General features: G+C 56.8%; 28 protein-coding genes. 10 read left to right on the plus strand and 18 right to left on the minus strand.

Features of this window, described 5'->3' with window-relative positions; translation table 11 throughout:
- Window positions 1-83: 83 nt before the first annotated feature.
- The 3 genes from ACR1XV_RS16295 to ACR1XV_RS16305 all read right to left on the minus strand — a co-directional run bounded on the left by ACR1XV_RS16295 (window position 84) and on the right by ACR1XV_RS16305 (window position 2,082).
- Window positions 84-554, minus strand: coding sequence for a GFA family protein (locus tag ACR1XV_RS16295; RefSeq protein ID WP_480533214.1), 471 nt, complete (start codon window positions 552-554; stop codon window positions 84-86).
- Window positions 555-783: 229 nt separating this feature from the next.
- Window positions 784-1,449, minus strand: a complete 666-nt coding sequence (locus ACR1XV_RS16300) for a DUF2268 domain-containing putative Zn-dependent protease (protein ID WP_480533216.1) — start codon at window positions 1,447-1,449, stop codon at window positions 784-786.
- A gap of 39 nt (window positions 1,450-1,488) precedes the next feature.
- Complete coding sequence (locus ACR1XV_RS16305; protein ID WP_480533218.1) at window positions 1,489-2,082, minus strand: recombinase family protein; 594 nt, start codon at window positions 2,080-2,082, stop codon at window positions 1,489-1,491.
- Between the two features lie 184 nt (window positions 2,083-2,266).
- On the opposite strand from ACR1XV_RS16305, the gene ACR1XV_RS16310 reads away from it, so the two are divergent.
- The 3 genes from ACR1XV_RS16310 (at window position 2,267) to ACR1XV_RS16320 (ending at window position 4,508) form a co-directional block, all read left to right on the plus strand.
- Complete coding sequence (locus ACR1XV_RS16310; protein ID WP_480533220.1) at window positions 2,267-3,154, plus strand: helix-turn-helix domain-containing protein; 888 nt, start codon at window positions 2,267-2,269, stop codon at window positions 3,152-3,154.
- A 116-nt stretch (window positions 3,155-3,270) separates the two neighbouring features.
- The gene (locus tag ACR1XV_RS16315) at window positions 3,271-3,690 is read left to right on the plus strand and encodes a Mu transposase C-terminal domain-containing protein (protein ID WP_480533222.1); all 420 of its coding nucleotides are present in this window, start codon (window positions 3,271-3,273) and stop codon (window positions 3,688-3,690) included.
- Complete coding sequence (locus ACR1XV_RS16320; protein ID WP_480533224.1) at window positions 3,690-4,508, plus strand: AAA family ATPase; 819 nt, start codon at window positions 3,690-3,692, stop codon at window positions 4,506-4,508. The genes ACR1XV_RS16315 and ACR1XV_RS16320 overlap by 1 nt, the downstream gene beginning before the upstream one ends.
- 196 nt (window positions 4,509-4,704) lie before the next feature.
- Here ACR1XV_RS16320 and ACR1XV_RS16325 read toward each other — a convergent pair whose 3' ends face one another.
- Entirely contained in the window at window positions 4,705-6,045 is a 1,341-nt protein-coding gene (locus ACR1XV_RS16325; RefSeq protein WP_480533226.1) for an IS1182 family transposase, read from the minus strand.
- Between the two features lie 81 nt (window positions 6,046-6,126).
- Window positions 6,127-6,681 (minus strand): hypothetical protein, encoded by a 555-nt coding sequence (locus tag ACR1XV_RS16330; protein ID WP_480533228.1) that lies wholly within the window; start codon window positions 6,679-6,681, stop codon window positions 6,127-6,129.
- A 176-nt stretch (window positions 6,682-6,857) separates the two neighbouring features.
- On the opposite strand from ACR1XV_RS16330, the gene ACR1XV_RS16335 reads away from it, so the two are divergent.
- Window positions 6,858-7,385 carry a GNAT family N-acetyltransferase gene (locus ACR1XV_RS16335; protein WP_480533230.1) on the plus strand — a complete coding sequence of 176 codons (528 nt, stop codon included), beginning with the start codon at window positions 6,858-6,860 and terminating at the stop codon, window positions 7,383-7,385.
- Window positions 7,386-7,541: 156 nt separating this feature from the next.
- Here ACR1XV_RS16335 and ACR1XV_RS16340 read toward each other — a convergent pair whose 3' ends face one another.
- The 6 genes from ACR1XV_RS16340 to gcvA all read right to left on the minus strand — a co-directional run bounded on the left by ACR1XV_RS16340 (window position 7,542) and on the right by gcvA (window position 11,904).
- Window positions 7,542-8,126, minus strand: a complete 585-nt coding sequence (locus tag ACR1XV_RS16340; RefSeq protein WP_480533232.1) for a 2'-5' RNA ligase family protein — start codon at window positions 8,124-8,126, stop codon at window positions 7,542-7,544.
- Window positions 8,127-8,171: 45 nt separating this feature from the next.
- Window positions 8,172-8,606, minus strand: a complete 435-nt coding sequence (locus tag ACR1XV_RS16345) for an HIT family protein (RefSeq protein WP_480533234.1) — start codon at window positions 8,604-8,606, stop codon at window positions 8,172-8,174.
- A gap of 256 nt (window positions 8,607-8,862) precedes the next feature.
- Window positions 8,863-8,997 (minus strand): hypothetical protein, encoded by a 135-nt coding sequence (locus ACR1XV_RS16350; protein WP_480533236.1) that lies wholly within the window; start codon window positions 8,995-8,997, stop codon window positions 8,863-8,865.
- Window positions 8,998-9,400: 403 nt separating this feature from the next.
- Window positions 9,401-9,526: a hypothetical protein gene (locus ACR1XV_RS16355; RefSeq protein WP_480533238.1), complete on the minus strand. Its 126-nt coding sequence runs from the start codon at window positions 9,524-9,526 to the stop codon at window positions 9,401-9,403.
- 2 nt (window positions 9,527-9,528) lie between these two features.
- Window positions 9,529-10,023 carry a hypothetical protein gene (locus tag ACR1XV_RS16360; protein WP_480533240.1) on the minus strand — a complete coding sequence of 165 codons (495 nt, stop codon included), beginning with the start codon at window positions 10,021-10,023 and terminating at the stop codon, window positions 9,529-9,531.
- A 951-nt stretch (window positions 10,024-10,974) separates the two neighbouring features.
- Window positions 10,975-11,904 carry a transcriptional regulator GcvA gene (gene gcvA / locus ACR1XV_RS16365; protein ID WP_480533242.1) on the minus strand — a complete coding sequence of 310 codons (930 nt, stop codon included), beginning with the start codon at window positions 11,902-11,904 and terminating at the stop codon, window positions 10,975-10,977.
- A 133-nt stretch (window positions 11,905-12,037) separates the two neighbouring features.
- On the opposite strand from gcvA, the gene ACR1XV_RS16370 reads away from it, so the two are divergent.
- Window positions 12,038-12,916, plus strand: coding sequence for a DMT family transporter (locus ACR1XV_RS16370; protein ID WP_480533244.1), 879 nt, complete (start codon window positions 12,038-12,040; stop codon window positions 12,914-12,916).
- A 56-nt stretch (window positions 12,917-12,972) separates the two neighbouring features.
- On the opposite strand, the gene ACR1XV_RS16375 is transcribed toward ACR1XV_RS16370, so the two are convergent.
- The gene (locus tag ACR1XV_RS16375) at window positions 12,973-13,599 is read right to left on the minus strand and encodes a LysE family translocator (protein WP_480533246.1); all 627 of its coding nucleotides are present in this window, start codon (window positions 13,597-13,599) and stop codon (window positions 12,973-12,975) included.
- A gap of 163 nt (window positions 13,600-13,762) precedes the next feature.
- On the opposite strand from ACR1XV_RS16375, the gene ACR1XV_RS16380 reads away from it, so the two are divergent.
- Complete coding sequence (locus ACR1XV_RS16380) at window positions 13,763-14,452, plus strand: AraC family ligand binding domain-containing protein (protein ID WP_480533248.1); 690 nt, start codon at window positions 13,763-13,765, stop codon at window positions 14,450-14,452.
- A gap of 9 nt (window positions 14,453-14,461) precedes the next feature.
- On the opposite strand, the gene mobQ is transcribed toward ACR1XV_RS16380, so the two are convergent.
- From mobQ to ACR1XV_RS16405, 5 genes are all read right to left on the minus strand, one after another.
- Window positions 14,462-15,727 carry a MobQ family relaxase gene (gene mobQ / locus ACR1XV_RS16385; protein ID WP_480533250.1) on the minus strand — a complete coding sequence of 422 codons (1,266 nt, stop codon included), beginning with the start codon at window positions 15,725-15,727 and terminating at the stop codon, window positions 14,462-14,464.
- An 816-nt stretch (window positions 15,728-16,543) separates the two neighbouring features.
- Window positions 16,544-17,524: an ATPase, T2SS/T4P/T4SS family gene (locus ACR1XV_RS16390; RefSeq protein ID WP_480533252.1), complete on the minus strand. Its 981-nt coding sequence runs from the start codon at window positions 17,522-17,524 to the stop codon at window positions 16,544-16,546.
- A complete protein-coding gene (locus ACR1XV_RS16395; protein WP_480533254.1) occupies window positions 17,521-20,316 on the minus strand; it encodes a relaxase/mobilization nuclease domain-containing protein in 2,796 nt (931 codons plus the stop codon). Before ACR1XV_RS16395 ends, ACR1XV_RS16390 begins: the two co-directional genes overlap by 4 nt.
- Entirely contained in the window at window positions 20,313-20,771 is a 459-nt protein-coding gene (gene mobC, locus ACR1XV_RS16400) for a plasmid mobilization relaxosome protein MobC (protein ID WP_480533256.1), read from the minus strand. The genes ACR1XV_RS16395 and mobC overlap by 4 nt, the downstream gene beginning before the upstream one ends.
- Before the next feature lie 123 nt (window positions 20,772-20,894).
- The gene (locus ACR1XV_RS16405; RefSeq protein ID WP_480533258.1) at window positions 20,895-21,143 is read right to left on the minus strand and encodes a hypothetical protein; all 249 of its coding nucleotides are present in this window, start codon (window positions 21,141-21,143) and stop codon (window positions 20,895-20,897) included.
- A gap of 155 nt (window positions 21,144-21,298) precedes the next feature.
- Here ACR1XV_RS16405 and ACR1XV_RS16410 point away from each other — a divergent pair, with 155 nt between their 5' ends.
- From ACR1XV_RS16410 to ACR1XV_RS16420, 3 genes are read left to right on the plus strand one after another with little or no spacing between them, the layout of a single operon-like run.
- Complete coding sequence (locus tag ACR1XV_RS16410; protein WP_480533261.1) at window positions 21,299-22,075, plus strand: ParA family protein; 777 nt, start codon at window positions 21,299-21,301, stop codon at window positions 22,073-22,075.
- Window positions 22,062-22,442 (plus strand): hypothetical protein, encoded by a 381-nt coding sequence (locus tag ACR1XV_RS16415; RefSeq protein WP_480533263.1) that lies wholly within the window; start codon window positions 22,062-22,064, stop codon window positions 22,440-22,442. The genes ACR1XV_RS16410 and ACR1XV_RS16415 overlap by 14 nt, the downstream gene beginning before the upstream one ends.
- Window positions 22,443-22,447: 5 nt before the next feature.
- The gene (locus ACR1XV_RS16420; RefSeq protein WP_480533265.1) at window positions 22,448-22,711 is read left to right on the plus strand and encodes a hypothetical protein; all 264 of its coding nucleotides are present in this window, start codon (window positions 22,448-22,450) and stop codon (window positions 22,709-22,711) included.
- An 83-nt stretch (window positions 22,712-22,794) separates the two neighbouring features.
- Here the strand turns inward: ACR1XV_RS16420 and ACR1XV_RS16425 are convergent, their stop codons facing one another.
- Window positions 22,795-23,190, minus strand: a complete 396-nt coding sequence (locus ACR1XV_RS16425) for a single-stranded DNA-binding protein (RefSeq protein WP_480533267.1) — start codon at window positions 23,188-23,190, stop codon at window positions 22,795-22,797.
- A gap of 744 nt (window positions 23,191-23,934) precedes the next feature.
- On the opposite strand from ACR1XV_RS16425, the gene ACR1XV_RS16430 reads away from it, so the two are divergent.
- On the plus strand, window positions 23,935-24,873 hold the full coding sequence (locus ACR1XV_RS16430; RefSeq protein WP_480533269.1) for a carbon-nitrogen hydrolase family protein: 939 nt from the start codon (window positions 23,935-23,937) through the stop codon (window positions 24,871-24,873).
- The last annotated feature ends 790 nt before the right edge of the window (window positions 24,874-25,663 follow it).

Here is a 25,663-nt window from a genome sequence, read left to right on the forward strand (position 1 = left end):
ATGAGCTGGTTTCATTGGCCGAGCATAGACAGCGTGTTCCGTTTGTTCCTTTCACGTAGACACCTACGTGAAGGTAGGAACCGCTAGGTGTCGTGATCAGGATGCTGGTTCGACACCACGGTTTCATTCCAGGATTCATCTGCCTCTTGCAACTCCAATGATTTTTCGGGGAGGCCATGAAGCCCCTCGAAACACTGCCTGCGGTAGCGGGCATTCACCTGAACTTCGGGTTGAGCAAGGTCCGGATCGTCAAGAGTTCCGATTGCAATCTCAATTCCGCCATCAAACTCATATGTGAGAGGTGTTCCGCAGTTACTGCAAAATCCTCGCCAGTTTGTCTTGGAACTCCGAAATATGGACCGTTCGCCTCGTGTCCAAACAATATCATATGCTTCAACCAAAGGCGCAAAGAGGCCGCCAAACGCTTTTTGACACATCCTGCAATGACAGATTGATGCCTTGCCAAGACGTCCGATGGAAAATCGAACTGCCCCACATTGGCAGCCGCCAGAAACACTAAGCGCATTACTGTCAATGGTCTTTGAGTTTGTCATGGAGCATTGCCTCTTTATTGGAGTCGCCTCGAGGGAACTTTCTGATCGATCATGGGTTATCTTCACCCTAGAGACCACGCCCGTCCAACAGTAGAAACTTCCGGCACAAACCTGCCAAAACTGCTTGAGTTTCGCCGGGGGTTTTTGACCGGTTTATGCGATTGATCTGTCGTGTGACCTTCATCGTTATTTGGCGCGATATTTTCTGCAATATTTGGCGGCGAGGTGTTCAGTTTCGCTTATTACCTAGGATACCTGTAACAGCTAGAATCTGTTCGGCCGACGTGCTGATCCAGCCTGCTTTATCTTTCGGACCTCTCTTGTGAAGCCACTGACCAACAATGTGATACCCCATTGTGTAACCCAGCCAGCGGGGCAATTCTTTTGTGCCAAAGAACCACTCCGGGTGATCATATTTTTGGGACCAAAGTATTTTCTCATCAGGGAAATAATCGGGAAGTTCTTTCAGATCGACAGCCGCTTCCCATAGTTCAGGTGGCGTGCCAAGTACATGCTCCACAAATCGCCCTGCAAGCCCTTCGCTGATGATTGCTTCCGCGAGGGTGGAGCCATAACCCGGCCCAGTTCTTCGCAGGCAATGATGCACTTCATGTACCGCTTGCCGCTTCAATGCACCGTTCGAGACGCTACTTGCAAAGTGCGGGTTCTCCGGGTTGCAGGCAATAAGGAACATAGAATGTGAATAGGCAAAGCCGCACAGCCCGAGTTCGGGGATCACAGGGCCTTCCCGACGATGGGCGATGAGTACATCGATTGCCTGAGCCTGAACAACAGACTGAACAGCTTCTTCGGCGGCGCATAGCTGCTCGGATACTTCATCCTTCCATGTGGACAAACTGCCTTCAGCTTCGAGCCAGTGTAAGTGCCACGTCATTGATCGCTCCTGTTTAGGCTGGAATACCTATTCTCCACATCACCTGACATCTACAGAACTTGCGGCTGTTCGCTGCAAGACTCGATAGACAGTTGGTCGCGAAACATCGAACACTTCCGCCAGATCACTGATCGAATAGTCGCCAGTGTCGTACATGCGGCGCAACTCGGTCTGACGGCGATCAGACAGTTTGGGTTTCTTGCCCTTCAGCTTTCCCTTGGCGCGGGCAATGGCCATGCCTTCACGGGTGCGCATCCGGATAAGGTCTGCCTCAAATTCAGCGAAGGTGGCCAGAATGTTGAAGAACATCTTCCCCATCGGGTCGGCTGGATCGTAAACGCTACCACCCAAGGCCAGCTTGACGCCCCGGCTTTCCAGTTCATCTGCTATGGCGCGAGCATCCGGAACAGAACGGGCGAGCCGATCAAGTTTCGACACGACGAATATGTCGCCCTCTCGCACGGCCGCCAGAGCCTGTGCCAATCCTGGCCTCTCTCGTTTGGTACCGGTCAGGCCGTGGTCTGTGTAGATGCGATCCTCCGAAACCCCGAGGTTAAGTAGCGCCGCCCGTTGTGTTGCGAGGTCCTGTTTGTCGGTGGAACAGCGGGCGTATCCGATGCGGGTTTCTGTCATGATCCTGCCTGTTGAGCCGGAAATGGCCTAGTTCTGGTTCGGGCGGCATGGACTGTAACGCATGGCACCCCTTCAATGATAATATCACCGTACCAATCAAATGAGAATCGTTTTCCGTAAGGAATTTAGGAGCGACTGGTGTGTGCTGCGCTGTCCGCTGACCGGCCCCCTTACGGACAGTGGAATGGAGGATGCAATGGAAGAAGCCATGCGCCGCTTTGCAGTTCTTAGACCTCACATCGAAGATGGTGTTGCTCTGACCGCTGCGGCACGGGCAGCAGATGTTCCGATCCGGACGGCACAACGCTGGTTGTCTCGCTACCAAGCGTTCGGGTTGGAAGGTTTGGAACGGCGGGTGCGGTCTGACGCAAAAACCCGCAAGCTGCCGCACGAGCTGGTACGTCTGATCGAAGGGCTGGCATTGCACAAACCCCGCCTATCCAGCGCAGCAATCCACCGGCGTATCACGGCGGCGGCAAAGGCCCAGGACTGGTGCGTCCCGAGTTACCGAACCGTCTACGACATTATCCGGGTTCTTGATCCAGCCATGGTCGCACTGGCGCAGGATGGGGCCGCTGCCTACCGTGATCGCTATGAACTGGTCTACCGGCACCGGGCCACGGGCCCCAATGCACTTTGGCAGGCCGATCATACGATGCTCGATATCATGATCCTTGATGCGAATGGAGCGGCGGTGCGCCCGTGGCTGACCGTGATCATGGACGACTATTCCCGCGTCATTGCCGGATATCTGGTGTTTCTGGGTGCGCCATCTGCCTTGCAAACATCCCTCGCGCTCCGGCAGGCAATCTGGCGTAAGCAGAACCCGAATTGGCCGGTCTGCGGCATTCCGGATGTGCTCTATGTTGATCACGGGAGTGACTTCACATCGGAACACCTTGATCAGGCGGCGGCAGCCTTGCGCTTTCAGATCATCTACTCTGCCGTCGCGCGGCCACAGGGGCGCGGAAAGATCGAACGGTTCTTCGGGACGGTGAACACTGAGGTACTGTCAGACCTGCCCGGTTGTCTTGCACACGGCAAACCTGCGATCCGCCAAAGCTCTCACTGACAGAACTGGACGCCGCGATTGGCGCGTGGATCATCAACACCTACAATGCGCGCATCCACAGTGAGACTGGTACGACACCTATATCGTGCTGGTGCGGCAAAGGCTGGTTGCCGCAGATGCCAGAGAGCCTTGAAGACCTCGATCTGCTGCTGGTCATGGTTGCCAAACCCCGCACCGTGCGCCGCGATGGCGTCCACTTTCAGGGATTGCGCTTCATGAGCCCAATACTGGCCCCCTATGTCGGTGAGGCCGTAACCATCCGTTATGATCCGCGCGATCTCTCGGAACTCCGTGTTTTCCACAAGAACCGTTTCCTGTGCCGGGCAATCAGCCCCGAACATGCGCATGAAACTGTGACGCTCAAGGACATTCAGACGGCTAGATCAGCCCATAGGCGCGCGCTACGCGGCCAAATCAATGAACGGATCGGGACGGCAGCTGAGTTTCTACCCGATGGAAAGAAACGCCAGCAGCCTTCGGCAAAACCTGCCCCAGCACGCAAAACAAAGCTTAGAACTTACGAGACGGACGATTGATGATGGCAGGGCACCGCAATGGCACGTTCATGGCCACGAAAGAGCATCGCCGGTTCATGGAGTTCGTCAGCGCCGTTAAAAAGCATCGCTATATCGGCATTTGCTTTGGCCCCGCTGGTGTCGGCAAAACCGTCTCGGCGCAGCGCTGCGCGCGATGGGACAAGGCGGGACCGTTGATAGACACCTGGGGGCCGCGCGATCCGTCAGACATGATCGCCTACAAAGCCCTCGCGAGATCGCGCACAGCCTTCTACACGCCAACTGTCAGTGAACCTGCCCGTCAAACCCGCGATGATCTGGGAACCCTGATGACTCGAGTCGAAGGGTGTATCGAGCTTGCACAACATCCAGAAAAGATTTTCCCCGACGGCAGACGTTTGGACCTGATCAACCTTCTGATCATTGACGAGGCAGAGCGTTTATCGGCCCAAGGCCTCGAACATGTACGCGATATCTTCGACCGAATGGGCATCAGCATCATCCTCATCGGCATGCCCGGTCTTGAACGAAAACTGGAGCGCTATCCCCAATTCTACAGCCGCATCGGCTTTGCGCATCATTACCGCACGCTGAAAGGTGACGAGCTGACATTCGTTCTCACCCGCCACTGGCGCAAACTGGGACTGCAACTGGACGATGCCGACTTCACAGACCATCAGGCCATTGCATCCATCGCTCGGATCACCGGCGGCAACTTCCGCCTCCTGCATCGGTTGTTTGTTCAGATCGAACGAATCTTGAAGATCAACGAATTGTCTCTGGTCACCGACGACGTGGTAGAAGCCGCACGATCCACCCTCGTCATAGGTGCCACATAGCGGCGAAAGAACTACGCCAGATAGCGGCAAAGGTCACACTGTCGTGGGGCAAGGCGAGGCGGCAAAAACGACCGATATTGGTAAAAAACCCTGCTTACTACATCTTGTGTTTGCGATGATCGTACTCTCCCAACCCGCTGTCATTGCGGGCAAAAGCAGTGTTTTTAACTGTCGGTGGTTGGTGCCGTTCCTGCCCTCAGTTCGGAACCATTTTGGCCATACGTTTTAGGTTCTGGGCGGTGGCGGCGAGAAGGAATTCTTCGTTGGCTCCTTTCAGTCCTCGGAGCCGGAGGCGCTTGAGGCCGAGATGCCGTTTCAGATGGGCGAACAACATCTCGACTTTTTTGCGCCGTTTTCGGCTGCGCTCATATTGCCAGGTGTGCTTCAGTTCACGGACTGTTTGACGGGCATCTTCATCCATGTGTCGGGTGACGGTTCGGAACGGCGCGTCCGTACAGGCCTTTCGGATCGGACAGGCCCCGCAGGTTTCTTTGCCTGCATAGTAGTTCTTGACCCGCGCACCCTCCTTGATCCGACGCATTGGCATCTCGTGACCTTCAAGACAGGTGTAGCTGTCGCGCTCAGCATTATACTGGAAATAGCCAATGTCGTACTTACCCTTGGTCTGGTGCTGGCGATCCAGCACCGGGACATGAGGTGTGATCTCGCGTTTAAGCAGCCACGCCAGGAAAGTGCCGGTGCCATATGATCCGTCTGCTGCGATCCGATCCGGTCGAAAGTCATGCCGCCGCGCACTGCGTTCCAGCATCACCTTTGCGGAAATGATTTCCTGGCTGAGCCGCGCGGGGGTGGCCTCAACATCCATGATGATGCCGTGATCGGTATCGACCAGATAGTTGGTCTCATAGCTGAAGCGACCCGGGCCATCTTTCAGAGACCAGGCCGCTTCAGGATCAGTCTCGGATATGTATTTGGGCGGTCTCTTCTTTGGGCCGCCCGTCGCTTTTTGATCATCGTCAGCCAGTTTGGCCAGATACTCGGCCACCGGACGGTGAACCTGCTCTTTCTGGGACCAGAGCTTTTCGACCTCATGTGTTGACCCTTTGCGGTCTTTGCAGGCATCCGCCTCGATGGTGCTGCCATCAACAGCGGCATCGGTGCCGCCGACAAATCCGAACGCAACGCATTTCTCGACAACGCTCTCGAACAGGCGGCGCAGGATTTCCCCGTTCGCAAACCGGCCATGCCGGTTCTTCGAGAAAGTCGAACGATCCGGCGCACGGCCTTCCAGCCCGAGCTTGCAAAACCATCGATAAGCCAGATTGAGGTGAACCTCTTCAACCAGACGGCGCTCGGACCGGATGCCATAGAGATAACCGATCAGCAATATGCGCAGCATCAGCTCCGGATCGACCGACGGTCGGCCGGTATGGCTGTAGAGATCGGCCAGCTCCACGCGGATCGCGTCAAAATCCAGCAGCCAGTCGATCTTGCGAAGCATGTGGTTCGACGGGACATGATCCTCGATCCGGAACCGATAAAACAGGTTTTCCTGTACCTCCAGCCGTCCCATCATCTCCCGATCCTCCTACCCTTGAGGAAGATTGAATCAGATAAGGCACGCCCGATCCAGGCAAGAAACCCTGTCGTCTTCCGGTCAACCTTTGCCCATCTCGCTCATGTTTTGCATATTGTCTTCAATCATCATGCGCGTTTCACCTGAAGCGTCAGAATCTGGCTGAAGGTAATAGGTATGCTCTGCTCGTGGAAACACCGTCTGCCGGAATGGAACGGTCGAAAGCCATTCCGCCGAAGGTCGGTTGTTATCTTCCGATCCGAAGAACACATGGCTTGGCGTTGAGATGGAGCTTTCTTCTCGGAGGCGGGTGGATGAAACACAAAAGATTCCACGAAACTGCAAACCCGCCTTCGCGGAACGCCAGATTGCAGTTCCCCCGGCGCTGTACCCCAACCCGAAAAAGTCATCTTCCAATTCATGTCTGAGGGTGCGCACCACCTCACCGATACCATCTTCCGTAAACAAGTGCTGGTGCAGAGCTTCTCCGGTTAGCTCTGGCCGCCCGCACAGATCATTCAATGCAAACCTGACCACGTCAGGCGAGTTTTGCAGGCTTGACGTGAGGCACTCAGCAGGAGTGGGAAGGCCATGAATATCGGTGACAACACAAAGTCTCATGGCTTCCCATAACATCTGCTTGGCCGGGAAACCAAAGGCTACTTACGCAAAAACCACCGCTCTATCTTACGCTCCGACACTCCAGTGTTTTTCACCAGTATCGACCGTTTTTGACGCATAGGTTCTGGCAGGGAGTTTATGTCCAGCGCGCGGGACTTTGCTGCCATTGGCTAATGTGCTTAAAACGCGGCATGACACAGCACACGATCAACACAGAGCGACTACTGCTAAGAGGGTGGAAGCCTAGTGATCACGCACCATTTGCGGCAATGTGCGCAGACCCGGACGTCATGCGCTACATCGGAACTGGGAAAACGCGAACGGCGGACGACGCGGCACGATACATCGCATCCTTTGAGAAAGAGTGGAACGAACGGGGCTTCGGGTTGTTTGCGGTCGAATCCAAGAAGACCGGCGACCTGGTTGGCTTCACAGGGTTGTCTTGGCCGGACTTCTTACCTGAAGTGTTTCCTTCCGTCGAAATCGGTTGGAGATTTTCAAAGCCGAGCTGGGGGAAAGGCTACGCAAGCGAAGCGGCGGCCGCCGCTCTTTCATTCGGCGTCAACGAACTGGGTATCACCGATATCGTGAGCATTTACCAGATCGAGAACGGCGCATCAGCACGCATCATGCAAAAGCTCGGCATGGTCTTTGACCGCCGAACGATTGATCCAACCTGTGAACGCGAAGTTGAGGTCTATCGATTACCTCAACAGTAACGGTTGGTGTGGGTTCGTTGCGGACCTTCTTCGCGCCACAGGATATGCCAAAACTCAACCGTTTCTATCACCGGCAAAAAGGACCCTTCTTGCAGCATAGGTATTGGCAGGGGGTTTGCGTCCAACTGCCGCCATTCGTAGGTCGTGCGGCGAAGGCTACCGACGAAACGGGAGCGTCTTGAGCGTTGAAAACACGCCGTTCGACAATTGCACGACCTCTAGAGCCCGCAGTGTTGCGCGAAGCGGCAGCGCGCCCGCATCAGACAAGTTGACCCGCTCAATTTGCGCGCGCGTATCACAGGTTGCGACAGTCATATGCGGTCGAAATGGATGTGCGGCGCTAAGTTCGGCGCGGTGCTCCCCGTCGTAGAGTTGATTGTGCATAGCCGTCACGTTGCAGCTTCCTTCACCGCAGAGCAGGAAGATTTTGTGTTTTTGTTCAAAGGGGTCAAACTCGATGGCGTGTTCGTCGAAGGTGATGCGAAAGACTTGGGTTTGGCGCGACACAGCCTCGGCCAATTCAGTGACCACCGGTAGGTGTATGCTCTTCACTCCGAAGACCAATGTGAGGTGTGGAGGAACGAGCTTAGCTCTTCGGGGCTCATGTTTTGCCCGGAAGTCGCGAACTCGGACCGCGCAAGGTGGGTCGAATTCTGGGTAGGCCAAAACATAAATCATCGTGGAATATTGACGGGTGTGCTTTGAAAACTCAACGTCAGCTTTGTCCCGCCGAGAAGCCATCGATGTACCGTGTGGCTATTGCTCGGTGTGAAGTCTAAGGTTACTTTATCGGTCGAGAGCATCCGCAATCTGTCTGGCCACGGTTCGGAGCTCGTTGCTTCCCGGATTCGGCATTGGTTTGAAGGTTATTCCCTCTTGCTCGATGTAGCGCCGTGAGGTGACATCGTGTTTTTCGACAAGCGGTATCAGATGCGCATGAGCGTGGGCGACATCACCACCCGAGTATTGAAATGCCACTCGCTCCACGCCAAAAACTTTCTTCTGTGCGACCGCCAGTTTTTGCCCCAGCAACATGATTTCGCACGCAATATCTTCCGGGATATTCTCAAAATACTCGATATGAGCTGTCGGAATGATCTGGAGATGACCCGGTCGAATTGGACCAGTATCCATAAACGCTAAGATGCGGTCATTCCGAAATACCTCATGCGTGGGGATTTCTCCGGCAGCAATTCGGCAAAAAAGACAGTAATCACTCATATTCCAAAAGTTGCCCTAAGAAATTTGACACTATCAAGAAACGTAGAGTTTTCGGAGTTGAATTGGAACGGCTGCTTTCGTCCGCGAACCGGACCTTTGTCTCAGCCCTTCAGTCGGTCAAAACGCGGACGGAGCGCCATTTCGGAGCGTCTGCGCCAATGTCTGCTGTCATGATTTGTGGAGGCTCCAGTTCCAGCTTAGACTTATGTTTGACGTTCCTTGGAGGCTCTCCGATGCACGCAGATAGTTTCGTAGATCAGCTTCGCGTCCAGTCCCTAAAGCCCTCTTTGGTGGCAAGCTGGCTGAGTGCCTCGTGGAGCTTGATGTCATTGTCGCGTGCCAGCAGTTTTGCTTGACGCTTAAGCGTGTAGATTGGTGAAGATAGTTTCATTTGAACCTCCAATTACGAGCGGTCTCCGCAATCCCTCCTTATGCGCGTGCTCGAACAGGATAGGTTCGAAATCGTGTCGCTCCGCATGTCAAATGCTGCCCCAGTGGAGGGGGGAGGCCCGAGCAAGGCCATGCGCAATGCTACCCGCATCGGCGAGAATACTCAATTGGATTTCGGTCTTTCGCTGCACGCTGTCGAATGGTCAGGATAGGCTAAGTTCAGTACCTTCTCCGCACGCAGGATGTGCCAAAACTCAAGCGTTTTTGTCACCGGCAGAAAGGACCGTTTTTGGCATTGTAGTGCATCTCAACGGACGACTACGTAAAGAAGACCACTACCAAAACAAGAGTGGTCCTCACGCCAAGGAAGGGGGTGCCTCGGCAGAATTTTTCAGTAGGGTTGGTTACATCTGAACCGTGTCCCCACCAATCAGTTTGCCAGCTGCCCCAGCCGTGATAGCCGGAGACATCTCTGCACTTGCAAAGACCGCAACTGCCGTTGCTATGGCCAACACAAGGTTCTTCTTCATAGTCATTCTCCTTCCATCAGTTTTGACAAGACAGCGCGGCCCTTGTCGGTGATCACGTAGTGGTTCTTTGGAACGTTGTGCTCATCGTTGCGAACTTCGATGCTGAGGAGGTCAAAGTACTCAAGCGTCTTCACAGTCGTGATATGAGAGGTCTGAAGACGCTGACGGACCTTTCTCTTTTCAGAGGCCGCCGCTTCACCCTTGACCAACGAAAAGAGAGACTCATCCATTTCCTGGTAGTCTATCCTTACCAGCTCCTCGCTTCTAAATTCGCCCGGGGTCTTTTTGTTGTTAACGCACGCCTGGGCGATCGAAGTAAACGCGATCGCTGTGCCAGCCTCCATGATTGCTCGAAAATGCTCCTTTGGCGACATGATCGCCTTCAGCTTTTTTTCGTCATCAGACCCATACTTCTCGTCGAGCTTCGCCGGGATGGCTTCCCGGTAAAACTCTGCCCAAGAGTTCAAGAATCTGGTCAGACCCTCAAAGTTGTTCATCGGCCTTCTCCCCCCTGACCACCCATAAGGATTCCCTGAAGGTGGCCCGACTTCGCAACGCGACGTTCGGTCAACCTAAGAAACAACCGTAGAATTCTAAGGTGAGAAAAAATTTCGCCGCCGATGGTGAGGCTTTTTAGCGACACTCGCAAAACCGACATTCCGACCGCCAGATTTTTCTCTCCTCGGCCTCGGATTTCTCTCCACGGGCTATAAAAAATGTGAGCTTATACAGGGGTTTATTGACTCATAGGTTGGCCTCATCAGCGGTACGAACCCGCTCGATACAACGCAACCAAACTATGGGAGTCACCCGCATGACCTACGCAAGACTGCTCTGCCCCTGGCCCTTCCCGAACCCTCTGCCGATCCCGCCTTGGCCGTGGCTTGTCACTGTCTAAGGCGCTTTTTCGGACCGCCAGGTGGCGATGCCTCCCTGCGGAAATCACCCCGATCAACCAATGGAGAACACCATGGTCATCATCATCATCATCGTTGTCGGCGGCATGCTTGCTTAAGGCGACCTAGCCGAAACCTCAGCTCAACGAAAGGAGATCGACATGCTTGCGCTTGCCCTTTTTGCGGCGATCCTGCTCGCGCCCGTTGTTGCGCGCTAATCGCCCAAAGCCTGTCCGGAAATCCCGGGCAGGCCCCCTTAAACAAGGAGACATATGATGCTCGGCATCCTCTACATCCTGAAGCATCTCGGTGAAATTCTACTCTGAAGGAGGAAGGACATGTCCATCGGACTAATTATCGTCGTGGCGATATACTACTACCACATGGGCTAAACAAAGAACGGCCCGCTCAGATCGAGCGGGCCGCTTCAGTTTTGTGTAGAAACGACGCTCACAAAATATGACTTACCCTCTTCTTTGCATAAGCTCTTGAGTACTAGGATTTGCCTGGGGTTTTTGCCCCCGGCGATAACGACCGATATTGGCAAAGCACTTAAGTCCGAACGGAAACGACTTCACGTTCTGCGTTGTGAGCCTGCGCCAGCAACCACGCTCGGAATTTCGTGACCTGCGGAGTATCCGCGCGGCCTTCCGGACGCAAAAGATAGTAGGCAAACACCAGCGGTGTGCTGAGCGCGGCATCAAACGGGCGAACCAGACGCCCGGATGCCAGATGGTCGGCCGCCATCCTGTCCCCGACGAGAGCGATACCTTCACCATCGAGCGCCGCACGAACCGCCATTTCTTCCTTGGTAAACCGCAAACCTTGAAACGGATCGACATCGCACGCGCCAGCCGCCAACAGCCAGGTACGCCAGCTGCCCTCAACCTCTTTCCATTCGACATGCAGCAGCGTGTGGTGCTTCAGGTCTTGTGGTTCACTGATGGCCGGGCCGCGCGACAGAAGTTCCGGGCTGCATACCGGCGTTGCCCGCATTGCGAAAAGCCGGTCGCTTTCCACGCCACTATAGCCACCCGGTCCGTACCGGATCGCCAAATCCACGTCGCCTTTGCCGAGGTCCACCAGCCGATCCGTACCATCAATCCGTAGCTCAATCTCGGGGTGTTGCCGACGAAAACTGTCAAGGCGCGGAACCAGCCAAAGGGAGCCGAAACCAGGGCTGACACTGATGGTCAGCATGTCGTCATCCTGTGCCTCTTTCATAAGGGCTACTCCGCCCGCGAGACTGTCAAACCCGCTGCTAACAAGTGGAAGCGCCATCACACCCGCCTCAGTCAATCTGAGCGCCCGCGTCAGACGATGGAAAAGGGGTATGCCGAGCCAATCCTCCAGAGTCCTGATCTGATGGCTGATCGCACCCGGCGTAACATCGAGTTCGTCAGCAGCCCGAGCAAAGCTCAGATGCCGGGCGGCGGCTTCAAATGCCTGTAGGGAGCGTAGAGGCGGAAGGCTTCGTCGCATAATATACCTTAGAAAATCTCATCCATTTCGTGAAATCAATTCCTTTGTCGCGGGCATTAATTTCTAAATATCTTTAGGAAGTTACGCGGGCAGTAAAAGTCTTACACACCGCATGTGCGAAAGAAAATACGGCATGACGCGAAGCAACTTATCGTCGTTGAACACAAAACCCGAATACGCCGTTGGCGTGTTTCTCCTTGTCGCATCGGCTGTGACCTTCAGCACAGCAGGGTTGTTCACCAAGGGGGTCGCTGCTGGAGCTTGGGCAGTAATTTTCTGGCGAGGCGTATTTGCGATATTGGCAACAACCGCCTGGGCTGCATCACGGACTTCACTAAGGAAAGAGTTTCTGGGCATGGGTGCAGCCGGGCTGGCTGTTGCCGTAATCGGAGCCGCCGGACAGGTCGCATTCATCTCGTCCTTCAAGCTGACATCCATCGCAAATGTTGCTCTGATTTATGCCGTGGCTCCCATACTTGCAGCCCTCTTGGCCTGGTTCGTCATGGGCGAGCGCGTCGGGCGTCGAACCATGATTTGTGCCGCTACCGCTTTCTGCGGCGTAGCCATCGTCGTCGGAGGCTCTGTAGGAAGTCTGAACCTTCAAGGAGACTTGTTGGCCCTCGCCATGACGATGGTGATGGCGACAATCATGGTCATCTACCGCGCGCGGCCAAACACACCAAGCGCCGGGCCATCGGTCTTGCAATCAGTATTGCTCTTGCCATTTGCCCTCATTTTCGGTTCTCCGTTTACTGTGGATGCCAATGAAATCGCCATCCTCGCAGCCTTCGGGCTTCTCTTCGCCATAGCCTCAGTGACGTTGGCCGAAGGCGCAAAACGCGTACCTTCGAGCCAAACCGCACTCATTGGTGCTCTTGAAACACCCCTTGCACCTCTATTGGCTCTAATAGTTCTGTCAGAGATTCCACCATCAACAACACTGATCGGTGGTTTCGTGGTCTTTGCAGCTGTACTTGGGTCGATCTGGAAGAAAACGTCGCCACATGTGTAAGAGGCACATGCATCACTTAACCTGTGGCCGCTCAACTCAAGAGCACAATAAAAATTTCACGTATCCCGCAGCGTCTTTAGACTCAGCATAACCGCGGCACCGATCAAAAACACACTGCCAATCCGATGCACCAAAGCCGTCGCCTGTCCTTTCAGCTTTCTCGTTATCCAGCTCGCACCAATACCGTAGCTCGCCAAAAACGTCCCATCCACTAGAAGATAGGTTACTGAAAGAACAAGAGCTTGGAAGACAAACGGGCCGCTGGGGTCGATGAACTGAGGAAACAGGGCGGCAAAGAAAACCACCGCTTTGGGATTGGCCGCAGAGGTCAAAAATCCTTGCGCCCAGAGTGTTTTCCATGACGCGCCGCCCGCTGCCCCGAGTGAGGTCTTTGCACTATCTGCGTTCCGCCACATGCGCACGCCCATCCAGATCAAATACCCCACCCCGGCCCACTTCACGATTGCCAAAGCATTTTGCGAGGCGATGAGGATGGCCGCGAGGCCCAGGCTGGCGGCAGTCATTTGCAGAGCATTTGCGGTCAAGTCACCCGCAGCGGTCGCCAGCGATGACCGAAACCCGTGAGTCATGCTGTTGGACAACATAAGAAGGTGGCTGGGGCCGGGCGTGACCATGAAGGCAAGCACCGTCGCCAGATATGTCATCCAGATGTCAAAGCTCATAAAACACCTCAATCGTTCTTATCTTTGCTACCTAGCTTGACCTGATTACGGGATGGGGCCAATTTTCTCTCCATCAGGCCAAACGCAAAATTGGATACGGACACTGGCAAATCGCGGGAGATCACTGGCGGACACCATTCAGGGGATCGACCGCCCTGTGGTTATGCTGTCGAAGGATTATCAACCCGGCTCTCGCACTGACTTGCACGCACATCCGCGCGCACAATTTCTCTATGCGCAAACCGGGACCATGCGCGCTTGGACCGAACAAGGCTCGTGGATTGTGCCGCCGGGTTACGGGCTTCTGATCCCCGCTGAGGTCAGGCATGAGATTGAAATGTTTGGCCCGGTGGCTTTGCGATCCGCCTACATCGAGACACGCAGCCTGCCTGGACTGCTTTCAGAAACATGCAGCGTCATTCCAGTGTCGCCTTTGTTGTCCGCGAGCATTGATCGATTTTCGGGAGGGCCACTGGAATACAGTGAGAGCAATATCTTTGGGCATCTTGCTGCAATCATCATTGCAGAGATCAGTTCTACGCGGCCCTCGGCAATGGTACTCCCGTTCCCGACATCACCAAAACTGAAGGCACTTGCCAAAGCCATCATCAGTGCGCCGTCCGATCAACGAACAATAGACGACTGGGCGGCGGAGCTGGCGATGAGCAGAAGGTCGTTCACAAGGGCTTTTCGGAAGGAAACAGGCATAACGTTCGATCAGTGGCGACAACGGCTCCGTTATCAGGCGGCCTCCGAGATGATCGCATCCGGAACGCCTTTGGCACGGGTCGCTGCTCGCGTTGGCTACAGTTCAGCCACTGCGCTCAAATCCATGATGAACAAGTTCAGCTGACCTTCGTATTCAATGACTGAGGCCTGGATCACGATCTATCTCTCGGTCGATTTCGCGTGCGTTTTCCTTCTCGTCGCCGCGATCCCGCTCGGTGTCATGCCCGCCACCCCGCTCCAGTGTCTCGCGCGGTTTGTTCAACACGCCTTCCAGCCGCTCCCGGATCGACGGCTTATCCGCGTCATCATCCCGACCCACGCCCGCCTCTTCCGACCGGCCCAGGGTTTCGCGCAAGCGGTCATTAACGCGCTGTAGATCCGAGGATTCTTCGACACTCTGCCCACCGGCCTCCGGTTCGTCGCGCCCGACGATCCGCGCCAGCCGATCCCGGATGTCACCCTCGCCGCGATCCGCAGACCGATCCTTGCTGGCCGCAACCCTGAGCGCCGCCAGACCGGCCGACACACGCCCCTGCCCGGCCTCCCGCTCGGCCCCGTAGGTGTCCCGTGCCAGTTCCAGCCGTTCCCGCATCTCGGCAAAAAGCGCCCGCACCTGACGGGCCGCATGAACCGCCCTGCCCCGCTCGGTGACAGGTTCATAGTCGCGACCATCACGCTCGGCAGCAGCCCTCTCACGCCGTTCCATCGCATTGGCCGCTGGCCCCAGCTTCACCTCCGGATCGCGGTCCAGCTCCTCGGCCTTCAGCGCATCGCCCTGGCTCAGAGCATCCTCCCGCTGCGCCTCCAGTGACCGGTGATCGACACGCTCCACCTCGCCCGCACGTTCCAGCGCCCGGTTCTGCAACTCGGCCCAGAGCCCGCGCATCTGCTCGATCTCGGTCCCGCCGGTCTTCGCGGAATCGAGAACGCGGGTCTTGGCCGTGAACCCCTCCGGTTCCAGCTTGCGGGTGGAGGTCAGAACATGGGCATGGTGATTGCGCTGATCGCCCTCACGATGCGGCGCGTGGATCGCCACATCCACAGCCACGCCGTAGCGGCTGACCAACTCCTCGGCAAACTGGCGGGTGATCTGCGACCGGTCCTCGGCGCTGATCTCGGACGGCAGGGCCAGCTCCCACTCGCGGGCGGTGACGGAGTTGCGGCGGGTCTCGCTCTCTTCGGCGGCGTTCCAGAGCGCCGCCCGATCCTGCGCCCAGGACGGTGCATCCTTGGGGGTCAGGATAAAAGTTTCCTCGATGCCACGCTTGGCGGTGTAATCGTGGACACGGCCTTCCCGCTGACACTCGATGCGCTCCCCGGCACGGTAGGCCCCAGCCGCCGTCGCGGTGCGCCCGGCGCTGCGTTTGATCGTCTTCACAGAGAGGTGGTAGCTGGCCATGCCCCCTCCTCTCTCGCAGATGACAAACACCATTGCGGTGCCCGCGTGCACCGCCGGTGTGGGCGTTCCCACCGCAAAGCATCTCCCGGCACACCCGTGTGGCCCGGCTCTTGGCGCGTGACAAGAGCCGGGGCGCTCGCGCAGAATGGGAGATGCAACCTGTCCACCATCCTCGGTGTCGGACGGGCTGCACCTCTCCCTGTTGGGCGTAAGTCGATGGCTTCGGAACGGTATGTTCCGGGGCCATCGCTGCCGCGACCAACCGTCTTTTTCTCTCCGGCCCGCGACCCACAACGCTGGGGCCGGAGAGAAAAAGACAGCCCCGACGAAGCCGCCCAAAGGGCGACTGAGGCGCGGACTTGCCAGTGACCTGCCTCCAAATCCCCAGCCTTATGGGGGGCGGGATATGGGGACAGTTCACTGGCGGTTTGCCTTGGGCAAACCCGGTGGAGATCGGGGGCCACAGCCCCCCAGATCGACGCCCACCGGAACGGCAGAGACAAGAGCAGACCGGCCCCCATAGAGGGGCATCGGTCGAGATTTTGGGGCTGGTGTTCCGGACGCAATCCAACGGCGGACGTTGGGCTGGGATGGCTTGGAAGGGGCCGCGCGCCCTTCCATGTCGATGCGGATAGCATCGAAGGGGATGGCCATCGGCCGGGGCTTTGCCCCAGAGAGATCGCACGCAAATCTTGGAGCCATAGGCGGAGAGTTTGCATAAGTGCGCTCTTGGGCGCTAGAAAAACTCCAGAATTGGCTCAGAAAATTGACGTACGGGCTTTTTCAGACGGTGCCAATACGTGGCGCTCAATTCCGCTATGGATATGCCCTCTCCGTCAGCACCCTCACCGCAACAGGCCGCCTCTGATCCCCTGTCTTCCGAAACTGCACAATCACGTCGATCATCGAGCGGCAGTATTCGAGGATCTCAGAATAGGTCAGCCCGGTATCCGCCTGCATCACCATCAAGGCCAGCCGTGACAGCGCGGATTCCGGTGACGCCGCATGTAGCGTGGAAATCCCGCCCGGATGGCCGGAGTTGATTGCCGAGAGGAAATCATAGGCTTCTGGCCCGCGCAGCTCCCCCATGATGATCCGTTCCGGCCGGAACCGCAGGCAGGCTTTGAGCAACTCGCTGCTCGTGGCGTGTTTGTTCACCACAAGCGAGACCGCATTGGGTTGTCCGGGCCGGATTTCCAACACATCCTCGATTGTCATGATCCGCTCTGATGCATCGACCTCCGCTAGACAGGCCCGCAGCCAGGTTGTCTTGCCGGACGATGTGCCTCCCGACAAAAGGATGTTCCATTTGGCCTTCACTGCAGCGCGCAGGAAATCACCAAACCCTCCATTTTCATAAGCTTCAAACACAGCGGCATCTGCCGGATCAACGCCGGATTTCAAATCGGCCATGTTGGCTTCCAGCTTTGGCAATCCGGCCATCAGATCATCCAGCGACATTTCCTTGGCCACGGCCCGCCGCAAGGCAAAGGCCACGCCCTCTTCCACCGCCGGCTTCACGGCCACCTGCGCGCGCCAAAGCGATCCGGCGATTTCAAACTGGGACCCGGCCAGGGGTGTTTTGGCTGAAATCGGATTGTCGCCTGCGAGATCCTGCGCCAACGCCTGCGCATCATCTTCGCTGAGAGGCTCATCCAGCGGCTGCATGGCGGGATCGCCGCTGCGCTCAACCCAAACCCGACCGTCGGGGTTCAGCACAATTTCAGAGAGGCTTGGATCGGAGAGCAATTGCTCTCCGAACACACGGGTCAGTGTGGCTTCAAGATGGCGGCTCACCGGCTGATGCCCCGATCGCCCTTGGCGCGGTCTTCACGTTCCCGCTGCCTGCGATCCTGAGTGTCCGGGTCCCGGTCGATGCGCCGGTCGATGTTGGTCACATCCCAGGCCTTGCGGGTGACATTGACCTTCTCGATCTCGTCGGTTTCCGAATTGCGCCGATCCCGCGTCACCACCTCCTTGCCAGCCTCTTTGAAGGTGGCCTTGTCTCCGATGCTGAGATTGTTGCGCTCCATCTGATCCTGTAGGGCCGTACCCCAGAGACGTTTCGGCGCATCCTGCCCGTCGAGCTTCACATCCACGTAGAAGGACTGGCTGTCCGGATCATTAGGCCGGGCCAATGCTTCTTTTGCATCCACAATGACGCCGGTGACACCGGTTTGAACGGAGACCTCTTCCCGAACCGCGCGTTCATTTTCCCCCTTCTCGGCCTGTTCCGGGCCTAGCCCACGCGTTGCCGTGGCCTGGTCTTGCTCCCGGTCCTGAGACCGCTCTGCCTCGCGAGGACCGCGTTCAATGTCGCTGGCCTTCCAGGCCCGACGCTTGGCCTCAACGGTCTTTTCTTCACCGGTCTCCCGATCCATTTTTTTGACGGACACGGTCTTGAAGCCGTCATGAGCGAGCGTCGCGGTGTCCCCCACCGTCAGATTCTGGCGCTGCATCATATCGGGTAGGTCGACACCCCAGACACGGTAGGGCTTGTCGCGGGTTTCCATCTTCAGGTCCACATAAGGGGAAAGGCTGTCCTTGTCCTCTTTGTCATAGAGCGCTAAGCCGGTGCCCACGATTTCACCGCGGACACCTTCCACAAGATCGATGCGCGAGGATCGGTTTGGGTGTTCCGTCTGAGTTCTGGACCTGTCCTCTGACCGGCGTTCCCCTGATTGCAAACGCTCTAATGGCGAGACCGCATCTTTCAAGCGCTCGGGAACATAGCCCAATACCTTGTCAGACACGCGGGCTTCGATTTCGCCGAGTTGTCCGCCGAGGTCCGCGTCATTATGGCCAAGGGTCTTCAACCGCTTGAACTCCGCCTGCATGCCTTCGCTGACTTTATCGGACAGGTATTCATCCCCCCTGCCCTCTGCAAAGGCGCGGTTGACCTCCCGGATTTCACCACGGGCATCGCGGTAGATCTCGGCCGCATCCTTGTAAGCCGCTGTCATATCCGCCCGCGCCTGTTTTTCGCTAAGCGAATGGGCATTGGCGAGGGTCTGCACATCGCGATCGAACCATTTCTCGCGAGTTTCCCGATCCACATCCGCCCCATTGCGAATGCGGGACATGACCAGGTCCCCATTCAGGCCCATCGCCTCAAAGCGTTCGGAGACCTGCCTGTCTGCCTCACTCAAGGCCGCCTTTGTGGCCAAGCCACGCGGATCGCCCGGGATGGTGCGATCATGACCAAGAGGCTGTGTCTGTGTCGGATCAGCCGTGTCCCGCTCGGCAGCGCGGCGTTGGCGGAAAGGATCGGTGTCATTGCGGCCAACTTCAAGATCATCATCGCGCTCCAGACGCTTGCCAAAGTAGCTGCGGGTTTCTTCGTCCATCAAGGGCTCATAGTCCCGTAGAACCCGGGAGATGGCCGCCTCTGTCTGGCTGCGTTTATCTTCATCCTCCATGACATCCGCCTTGTCGGACATGCCTTTGATGAAGCCACGGATGTCGGTGCCGATGTTTTTGAGCTCGGCTTCCACGCCGGATGCCGCTGCGGGATCCAGACCGTCTGAGATGTGTTGGTTCACGTCGATTTCCTCTGTTTTGAGAGCCCCGTCCCGCAACAGGGTTTTGGCTGCGCCGAGAACAGCCGTTCCATAAGTGCCCAGGGTCTCGGCTCGCCCGGGGGTTTGAATTGAAAAGACGCCCTGCATCACCCCGGCCTGATGCGACCGAAGAGTTTCGCCCAAGGCGGCATATTCGGTGTTGCGCTGATCTTTCAGGGTTTGAAGCACATCCGAGGCGAGGGGTTCCTGCCGCCCCCGACCGTGATACGGAAAGCCTGATCGCGTTTCTCGCGCCGGCTTCTCAGCCAGCTTCCGACCCTCACGCCGCGCATGAATGCGCGCGCTGCTTTCATATTCCGGTGCCAGATTGCGGCTGAACCGGCTGGTCGCATTCAGAACGATGCCGACCTCCCGCGCGGTTTCGACATGCAGGTCCCGCAAATCGTCGACCGTAACACCATAGCGGCTCAGATGCAGTGTTCTGCCATCCTGCGCGGCCCGGTTGATGATCAAATGGGTATGGGGGAAGTCCGTATCCCGATGATGGGCCATGACGAATTTGTAGCGGCCACCATATTCGCCCCCGGTCAGACGATGCGCAAAACTCTCGGCCGCCACTTCGGCGGCATAAGGATCGGTCTCCTTCGGATAAGAGACAATCACATGGTAGGTGTAGTTGGTTGTCCGCGCATCCATGTCCTGCCAATCCCGGGCCCAGTCCTTCTGAACCGCCTTGAATCCGTCCATGCCATCGATGCGTTCTCCGGTTTCCCCGCGCTCAGTCGTGAGCTTTCCATGGCGGGAGATATAGGCCAGCTGGCCAGCCAGACGGCCTGCTGAGGTGACGCCACCGCCCCGCACGATCTTGACCACGGCCTGATGGGTCAAAAGCGCGTTGTTGATCATTCCGAACGAAGAAGATCCTGCCCGCGCGCGCGACGCAGACCTGCCCGGTCGGCAGTTCTGGGTGCGCATATCACCGGGACGCGGCTTGAGGCTCGGGATCAGCTCAAAGTCGCCGAAGAGCTGCTCCCAGGCCGGATCATAGGCCGCACTCTGCGTGCTCACGTCTCAGTCCCTTGATGGGCTTTGGTGTTTGGCGAAACGCGATGCGCCCGGCGCTGTTCTGCCACCTGCTCGGCTTTGACGGCCCACACAATCGGCCGACGATCCGCGGCGGCGCAATATTCGTTGAGCAGATGGGTCAGTTCCGAGATTGTCCCATTCATCTCGGCCATCAGATCTTCGGTGCGTTTGTTGGTGCGGAATCTTCCGGCATTGGCGGCTTTGGCCATCTGGTTGAGATTGCTGGCCATGCCGCGCAGTTGCACGATCTGCTCATCGATGCGCAGCAATCTTTTTTCTTCAAGATTGGGAAGTCTGAGCGCAACACGCAGCCCAACACGGATCAGACCGCCGAGGCTGCGCAGCTGCATTGCTTTGCGATAGGCCTTCAGAGACGCCAGTTCATCGCGCTCAAAACGCACAGTTGTGGTGACGGTCTTGGATGCTCCAGACGGCATCGGGGCGGCTCTCCTCGATCAGAAATCGGGCGAGGTCCCCGCAGACCGCGCATTTGTACCATCTGTTTTAGAGCGAAGAAAAAGCCGACTGCAAGTCCAGAGTATGTGTGTAGCACAACTCTATTATCTCGCAATGGAAACGCAGCGTATCGGCCCGATGTTGCGCGGGACACCAACCGTTCCCGGCCTTTGCTGATCGGTCGACGGGTTCTGCTGATCGGCGCTCGCGCACCGATCATTGCAAGCCATGTCGACCATCTTCAAGCGCTGCTGCCCGGCAGCCGATCTACCGCTCGCAACCATTGCAAGCCTGCCTTTGCTAGTTGTTTGTTGCTGGTGGCTGGTGGCTGGTGGCTGGTCAGCAATTTCCATCTGACCTCCATATGGCAATCGTTGCAAAAGGCCGGGAAAAGAAATAGCGTCCGGATCAGCGCGGGTGCGGGATCGCGCGATAGTTTGAAATCGCGAGCCCGGAACCGGCACGCCGCAAAGCGGCGTGGGGGTCGGGCATAGATCCGGAGACCAACTTGAAAATCTATGCCGCTGTAAACTCCAAAGGCGGAGCTGGAAAGTCTTCCATGCTCATCGCTTTTGCCTCCGCTTTGCACCGCCAGGGAAAACGGGTGCGCATCCTTGATCTGGATTCGCAGGGAACACTCTCGAAGTGGTTGAACCCTGAAAACGGCCTTGAACCGATCCCGAGGGATGAGCTTCTGATCGAGGCCGGGCAGTTTTCCAAAGACGATGCAGAGAACGCCAAACAAGCCTATGCCCATATCCTTGAGGCGGAACAGGCTGGTGGCTATGACTATCTGCTCATCGACACCAAAGGGGAGCCAAGCATGACCGCCGCGGTGACAATGGCAGTGGCGGATCTGGTGCTTTGCCCGTCTGACGGGTCGTCTGCAGAGTACAATCCGATCATGGTGACATACAGATCCTGCGAAGCCGCGTTGCAGCAGGTTGGCAGCAAAACGGACCCGAAAGAGAAATTCCGGATCGTGTTCACACGCCAGTCTGTCGCACAATCTGCGGGCATTCAGAAAGGCAAACAGGCGCTGGAAAAGCATTTCCAATGCGCCGGTGGGATTGCCGACACCGCTGCAATGGATGATGCGCTGCGGACAGGAACAACGATCGGGCGGTTGATGGGCTTTGCCGAGGAAGCGATGGCGCAAGCCGAAACACAAACGGCACGGTCAAATGCGCGACGCATGGCGGAGCGGTGCAAAAAAGCATTGAACAATGCCGATTATGTGCTGACCGCGCTTATGGAAAGTGAGGTGCAGCATGTCGCGGCCTAAAAGCATCGATAACCTGTTGGCGGGCGCCGCGTCTGACATCGCTCCGACCGTTGCGGATTTGAGCAAGCGACGGGATGGCAAACCATCAGTTGAGCAAACCCCTGAGCCTCTGAAGGAGGCGAAAGAATCCGTACCCGAACGCAAGCTCCGGAACCCGGCTCGAAGAGCTTCAAGTGAGCATGGCCCGATCAGGTTTCAGATATCTGCACCAGAGGGCAGCGAAGTGGAACGCGCGCTGGCGGATATTCTTGACGCAATCCCGCAAGCGTTTCGATCAGGTGTTAGTATGGGTACCCTGTTCCGACAGGTCATGATCGACAACGATGCCGAATTGGCTCTCATGATCCGCAAAAGTGTTGGGGGGTAAGACCGATGAGCAAAAAGAAAACCGCCGGGGCCATATCGAGTTCTGTTTCGCCGAAAAAAGGCGAACAGGGGCAGCCCATTCGCATACAGATTTCAACATCTGACGGCTCGGAAATCGGGGATGCACTGGAAGAAATCCGCGGCAAGATACCTGCGGCTTTCCGGAAAAACTTTAACTTGGGGGCCTTTTTCAAAGAGGTCCTTCGGGACAACGATGCAGAGATTGCAAAGATGATCCGAACTGCGACCAAGGATCGGAAGTTACACTGATCCCGGCCCGATCTGTCGTTGCAAAAAACTGGCCTTTCGCATCTCCCCCGACCGGCTATGCCGGTCGGGGGTGTAACCGGGGCTTAGTAGTCCCGGTCATGGCGGTCGATCATCTCGGGGTCTTCGTTCTCAGTTTTGCGGCTGAGGAAGTCCACGGTTTCTGCAATGATCTCGCAGCCGTAGCGGTCGATCCCGGTGTTATCGGTCCATTTGGTGTAGTGGATGCGGCCCCGCACCAGCACCTTCATGCCCTTGTCGCAGTGCTCCTGCACCGTCTGGCCCAAGCCGTTGAAACAGGTGATCCGGTGCCATTCAGTGTCCTGCACCCGGTAGCCCTTCTCATCCCGCAGAACCCGACCTTCGGCATAGCGCGGACGCGAGGTGGCGAGGGTGAAATGGGTGATCTTGGTGCCGCCCTGCGTGGTGCGGGTTTCAGGTGTCTGACCGATGTTGCCTGCGAGGATGACGATGTTTTGCATTTGAATTCTCCGTTGCTTCCGCCGGGGGACCGTCCCTCCGACGAGACCCGGCCAAGACCGTCGCGAGACGCCCGCACGGATGCCCTGGCATCCGCTTGACCCCTAAGAACCGGACTGGTGCGGCCCGCAGGCGCAGCCGAGGACACGGGTCCGGTGCGCCGGGGTTGCTGGCGGGGAGTGAACGGGCTTAGGGGATCAGTCAGTCGGAGGGACGGTCCCCCGGCGGATGCGCGACGGAGGGACAAACTGCCGGTCCAGCGTCCTCGCAGGCAATATCGGGCAGATGCCAGGTCCACCGGTCAGGACAATATTCCATCACCCATTCCACCCTCGTTACCGGTCCGCACATGACATCGCTGGTGTTGTTCATGGATGAGAAGGGCTACCGGGTGCAGGGGTCAGGCACAGATGCAGGCTTCAGCGGATTGGGCAAGACAGCCACAGGGGCCGGAAAGAAAAGAAGGAGTTGGTGCGGGGCGTGTAGCGCCAAAGGGACCGGCGGCACCGCCATCGATCACCAGGCGAAAGACCCTCTTGATGGCGGGCTTCGTCAGTTGGGAGAAAGAGGATGCCGACATCGATATCCACAGCACATGAGCACAGAATTCACCCATTCGCCGCCTGTCGGGCAAACCGGGTTTGGGATGATGGAAATATAGCTTCGAGATTTCTACCCCTAGGTGTAAACTGGTGGCGTTTTTTATGACCGTTTTTCGAAATAATTCGCTCTGGAGACGATTGACCATGTCTATATTGAAGAAAACTACATTTGCTCTTTCGCTGACCGTGTTCGGTGCGGTTTCACAAAGTTTCGCTGAAGGCACTGATCAACCCGCTCTTCATGCTACGTCGGTTTTCCGGGGAGAGGACAGCGCAGCAGTTGCGCTGGTACAACTCAATTCGACAAATACGGGGAACTGGAGCGTCATCGAGTCATGGGTTGCCCAAGCAAAGGCCAAAGGGGCCGAATTCGTAGTGTTTCCGGAGTCATCCTATCTGGGATGGCTGAACCCGGAAGCCTTTTCGGATGCCACCGTCGTTCCCGGCCCAGTCACAGAAGCTTTGGCCGAAATCGCTATTGAGCATGAAGTGTACATCGCCTTTGGGTTTGCCGAACAAGGGCCGCAAGTGTCCGAGGATATCTTTCTGCCCTACGATGCCGGAACTCTGATCGGGCCGGATGGATCTATCCTGATCCACAGCCGTAAACACCAGGTTCTGAAGAATGCCTTTAACCCGGCAAATTGCCCGGAAGGCACCACCGGCCCAAGCGGCGGATGCAGCTATTATCAGGCAACTGTCGATATGATCCCGGTTGTCGATACACCGCTTGGCAAGACAGCCGTTCTGGTCTGTGCTGACGCCTACACCTACGACACAGCTGCGTTGGATCACGTGAAGGCGCTTGGCGTTGAGACGATCATTGTGGTTTGGGGCGTCGCTGCCGGACAACAAGATCAATGCGGCGCTGAAGGTTTCAACGCAACAGGGTACGCCAGCCAGACGGCAGAATATACCGGTGCGATGGTGATTGGTGCCAACGCAGTCGGAGAGCGACCTTACGGCCGGTTCCTGCCTTCCGTCTATTGCGGCTATAGCGGTATCGTCGCTGCAGATGGGACAATTCTGGGGTCCGCACCTGTTGACGGCGGCGTTTTCGTTTACGATGTCCCTATCCCCTGAGCACTAAAGCCCACGGGGTCGGTTGGGTTACTGAGGCCCCCCGTTCAGCTCTTGCAACCGTAGTAAGAACACGGAAATGGGGGGCTACATATGCCGAGATATTTATTGTCGGAACACTGATACGTGTAGCACGTCTGCCCGATGCAAATGCAGTACAAACCGCTCAATTGTTCAACCGAGGCATCTGTCTGAACAGGGGGGCTTAGGAGTCGGGGGCGCACTTCCGGCGGCACGACAACGCCGTCATGGCTGACCTCAACATGGTTCTTCCTGAAGGCAATAGCGCCTGCGCCATCCAGACCCTCAAAAATCAAGTCGCCGTCTTGCTCGCGGTACGGACCAGTCAGTGTATAGGGGGATTGATTGTTATCGGTCATCGCAAATAATCCTCTAGTCTGAAATTGGTTTAAGTCATTGGTCATATATTACAGGCCAATCCGCATGATCAGGAAGCTTTTGATGGGGGTTTCTACCTCCGGTATTGAGCCACCAACTGAGAAACAACAATCGAAAGCCCCTCTTCCGTCCATCAAATAACCGAACGGCGCGGGTAAACTGCACGAGCGATCGTTACCGGATGGCGGAGACCACGGATGTGGGCTCCGGGAGCGAAGCGAGTAGAGCGCGGTCGGTACGACGTGCTATTTGAAAGTTATTTCTGCTTCGTGGGCGACCATGCCTTAAACTCTGGCCCAAACCGCACTTTAGGCTGTCATAAGCGGCCATTCGTGCGAACGCAGACAAAGCTAGCTTTGTCTGCCCTCCGAGGCGTCAGAGCAGGTTGCAGGGA

This window comes from Ruegeria sp. AD2(2025) (assembly GCF_056542385.1).

Bases quoted from the DNA above. Each gene is read 5' to 3' on its own strand.
- ACR1XV_RS16295 (WP_480533214.1), bottom strand. From the start codon at position 554: ATGACAAACTCAAAGACCATTGACAGTAATGCGCTTAGTGTTTCTGGC.
- ACR1XV_RS16300 (WP_480533216.1), bottom strand. From the start codon at position 1,449: ATGACGTGGCACTTACACTGGCTCGAAGCTGAAGGCAGTTTGTCCACA.
- ACR1XV_RS16305 (WP_480533218.1), bottom strand. From the start codon at position 2,082: ATGACAGAAACCCGCATCGGATACGCCCGCTGTTCCACCGACAAACAG.
- ACR1XV_RS16310 (WP_480533220.1), top strand. From the start codon at position 2,267: ATGGAGGATGCAATGGAAGAAGCCATGCGCCGCTTTGCAGTTCTTAGA.
- ACR1XV_RS16315 (WP_480533222.1), top strand. From the start codon at position 3,271: ATGCCAGAGAGCCTTGAAGACCTCGATCTGCTGCTGGTCATGGTTGCC.
- ACR1XV_RS16320 (WP_480533224.1), top strand. From the start codon at position 3,690: ATGATGGCAGGGCACCGCAATGGCACGTTCATGGCCACGAAAGAGCAT.
- ACR1XV_RS16325 (WP_480533226.1), bottom strand. From the start codon at position 6,045: ATGATGGGACGGCTGGAGGTACAGGAAAACCTGTTTTATCGGTTCCGG.
- ACR1XV_RS16330 (WP_480533228.1), bottom strand. From the start codon at position 6,681: ATGTTATGGGAAGCCATGAGACTTTGTGTTGTCACCGATATTCATGGC.
- ACR1XV_RS16335 (WP_480533230.1), top strand. From the start codon at position 6,858: ATGACACAGCACACGATCAACACAGAGCGACTACTGCTAAGAGGGTGG.
- ACR1XV_RS16340 (WP_480533232.1), bottom strand. From the start codon at position 8,126: ATGGCTTCTCGGCGGGACAAAGCTGACGTTGAGTTTTCAAAGCACACC.
- ACR1XV_RS16345 (WP_480533234.1), bottom strand. From the start codon at position 8,606: ATGAGTGATTACTGTCTTTTTTGCCGAATTGCTGCCGGAGAAATCCCC.
- ACR1XV_RS16350 (WP_480533236.1), bottom strand. From the start codon at position 8,997: ATGAAACTATCTTCACCAATCTACACGCTTAAGCGTCAAGCAAAACTG.
- ACR1XV_RS16355 (WP_480533238.1), bottom strand. From the start codon at position 9,526: ATGAAGAAGAACCTTGTGTTGGCCATAGCAACGGCAGTTGCGGTCTTT.
- ACR1XV_RS16360 (WP_480533240.1), bottom strand. From the start codon at position 10,023: ATGAACAACTTTGAGGGTCTGACCAGATTCTTGAACTCTTGGGCAGAG.
- gcvA (WP_480533242.1), bottom strand. From the start codon at position 11,904: ATGCGACGAAGCCTTCCGCCTCTACGCTCCCTACAGGCATTTGAAGCC.
- ACR1XV_RS16370 (WP_480533244.1), top strand. From the start codon at position 12,038: ATGACGCGAAGCAACTTATCGTCGTTGAACACAAAACCCGAATACGCC.
- ACR1XV_RS16375 (WP_480533246.1), bottom strand. From the start codon at position 13,599: ATGAGCTTTGACATCTGGATGACATATCTGGCGACGGTGCTTGCCTTC.
- ACR1XV_RS16380 (WP_480533248.1), top strand. From the start codon at position 13,763: ATGCTGTCGAAGGATTATCAACCCGGCTCTCGCACTGACTTGCACGCA.
- mobQ (WP_480533250.1), bottom strand. From the start codon at position 15,727: ATGGCCAGCTACCACCTCTCTGTGAAGACGATCAAACGCAGCGCCGGG.
- mobC (WP_480533256.1), bottom strand. From the start codon at position 20,771: ATGCCGTCTGGAGCATCCAAGACCGTCACCACAACTGTGCGTTTTGAG.
- ACR1XV_RS16405 (WP_480533258.1), bottom strand. From the start codon at position 21,143: ATGGAAATTGCTGACCAGCCACCAGCCACCAGCCACCAGCAACAAACA.
- ACR1XV_RS16415 (WP_480533263.1), top strand. From the start codon at position 22,062: ATGTCGCGGCCTAAAAGCATCGATAACCTGTTGGCGGGCGCCGCGTCT.
- ACR1XV_RS16420 (WP_480533265.1), top strand. From the start codon at position 22,448: ATGAGCAAAAAGAAAACCGCCGGGGCCATATCGAGTTCTGTTTCGCCG.
- ACR1XV_RS16425 (WP_480533267.1), bottom strand. From the start codon at position 23,190: ATGCAAAACATCGTCATCCTCGCAGGCAACATCGGTCAGACACCTGAA.
- ACR1XV_RS16430 (WP_480533269.1), top strand. From the start codon at position 23,935: ATGTCTATATTGAAGAAAACTACATTTGCTCTTTCGCTGACCGTGTTC.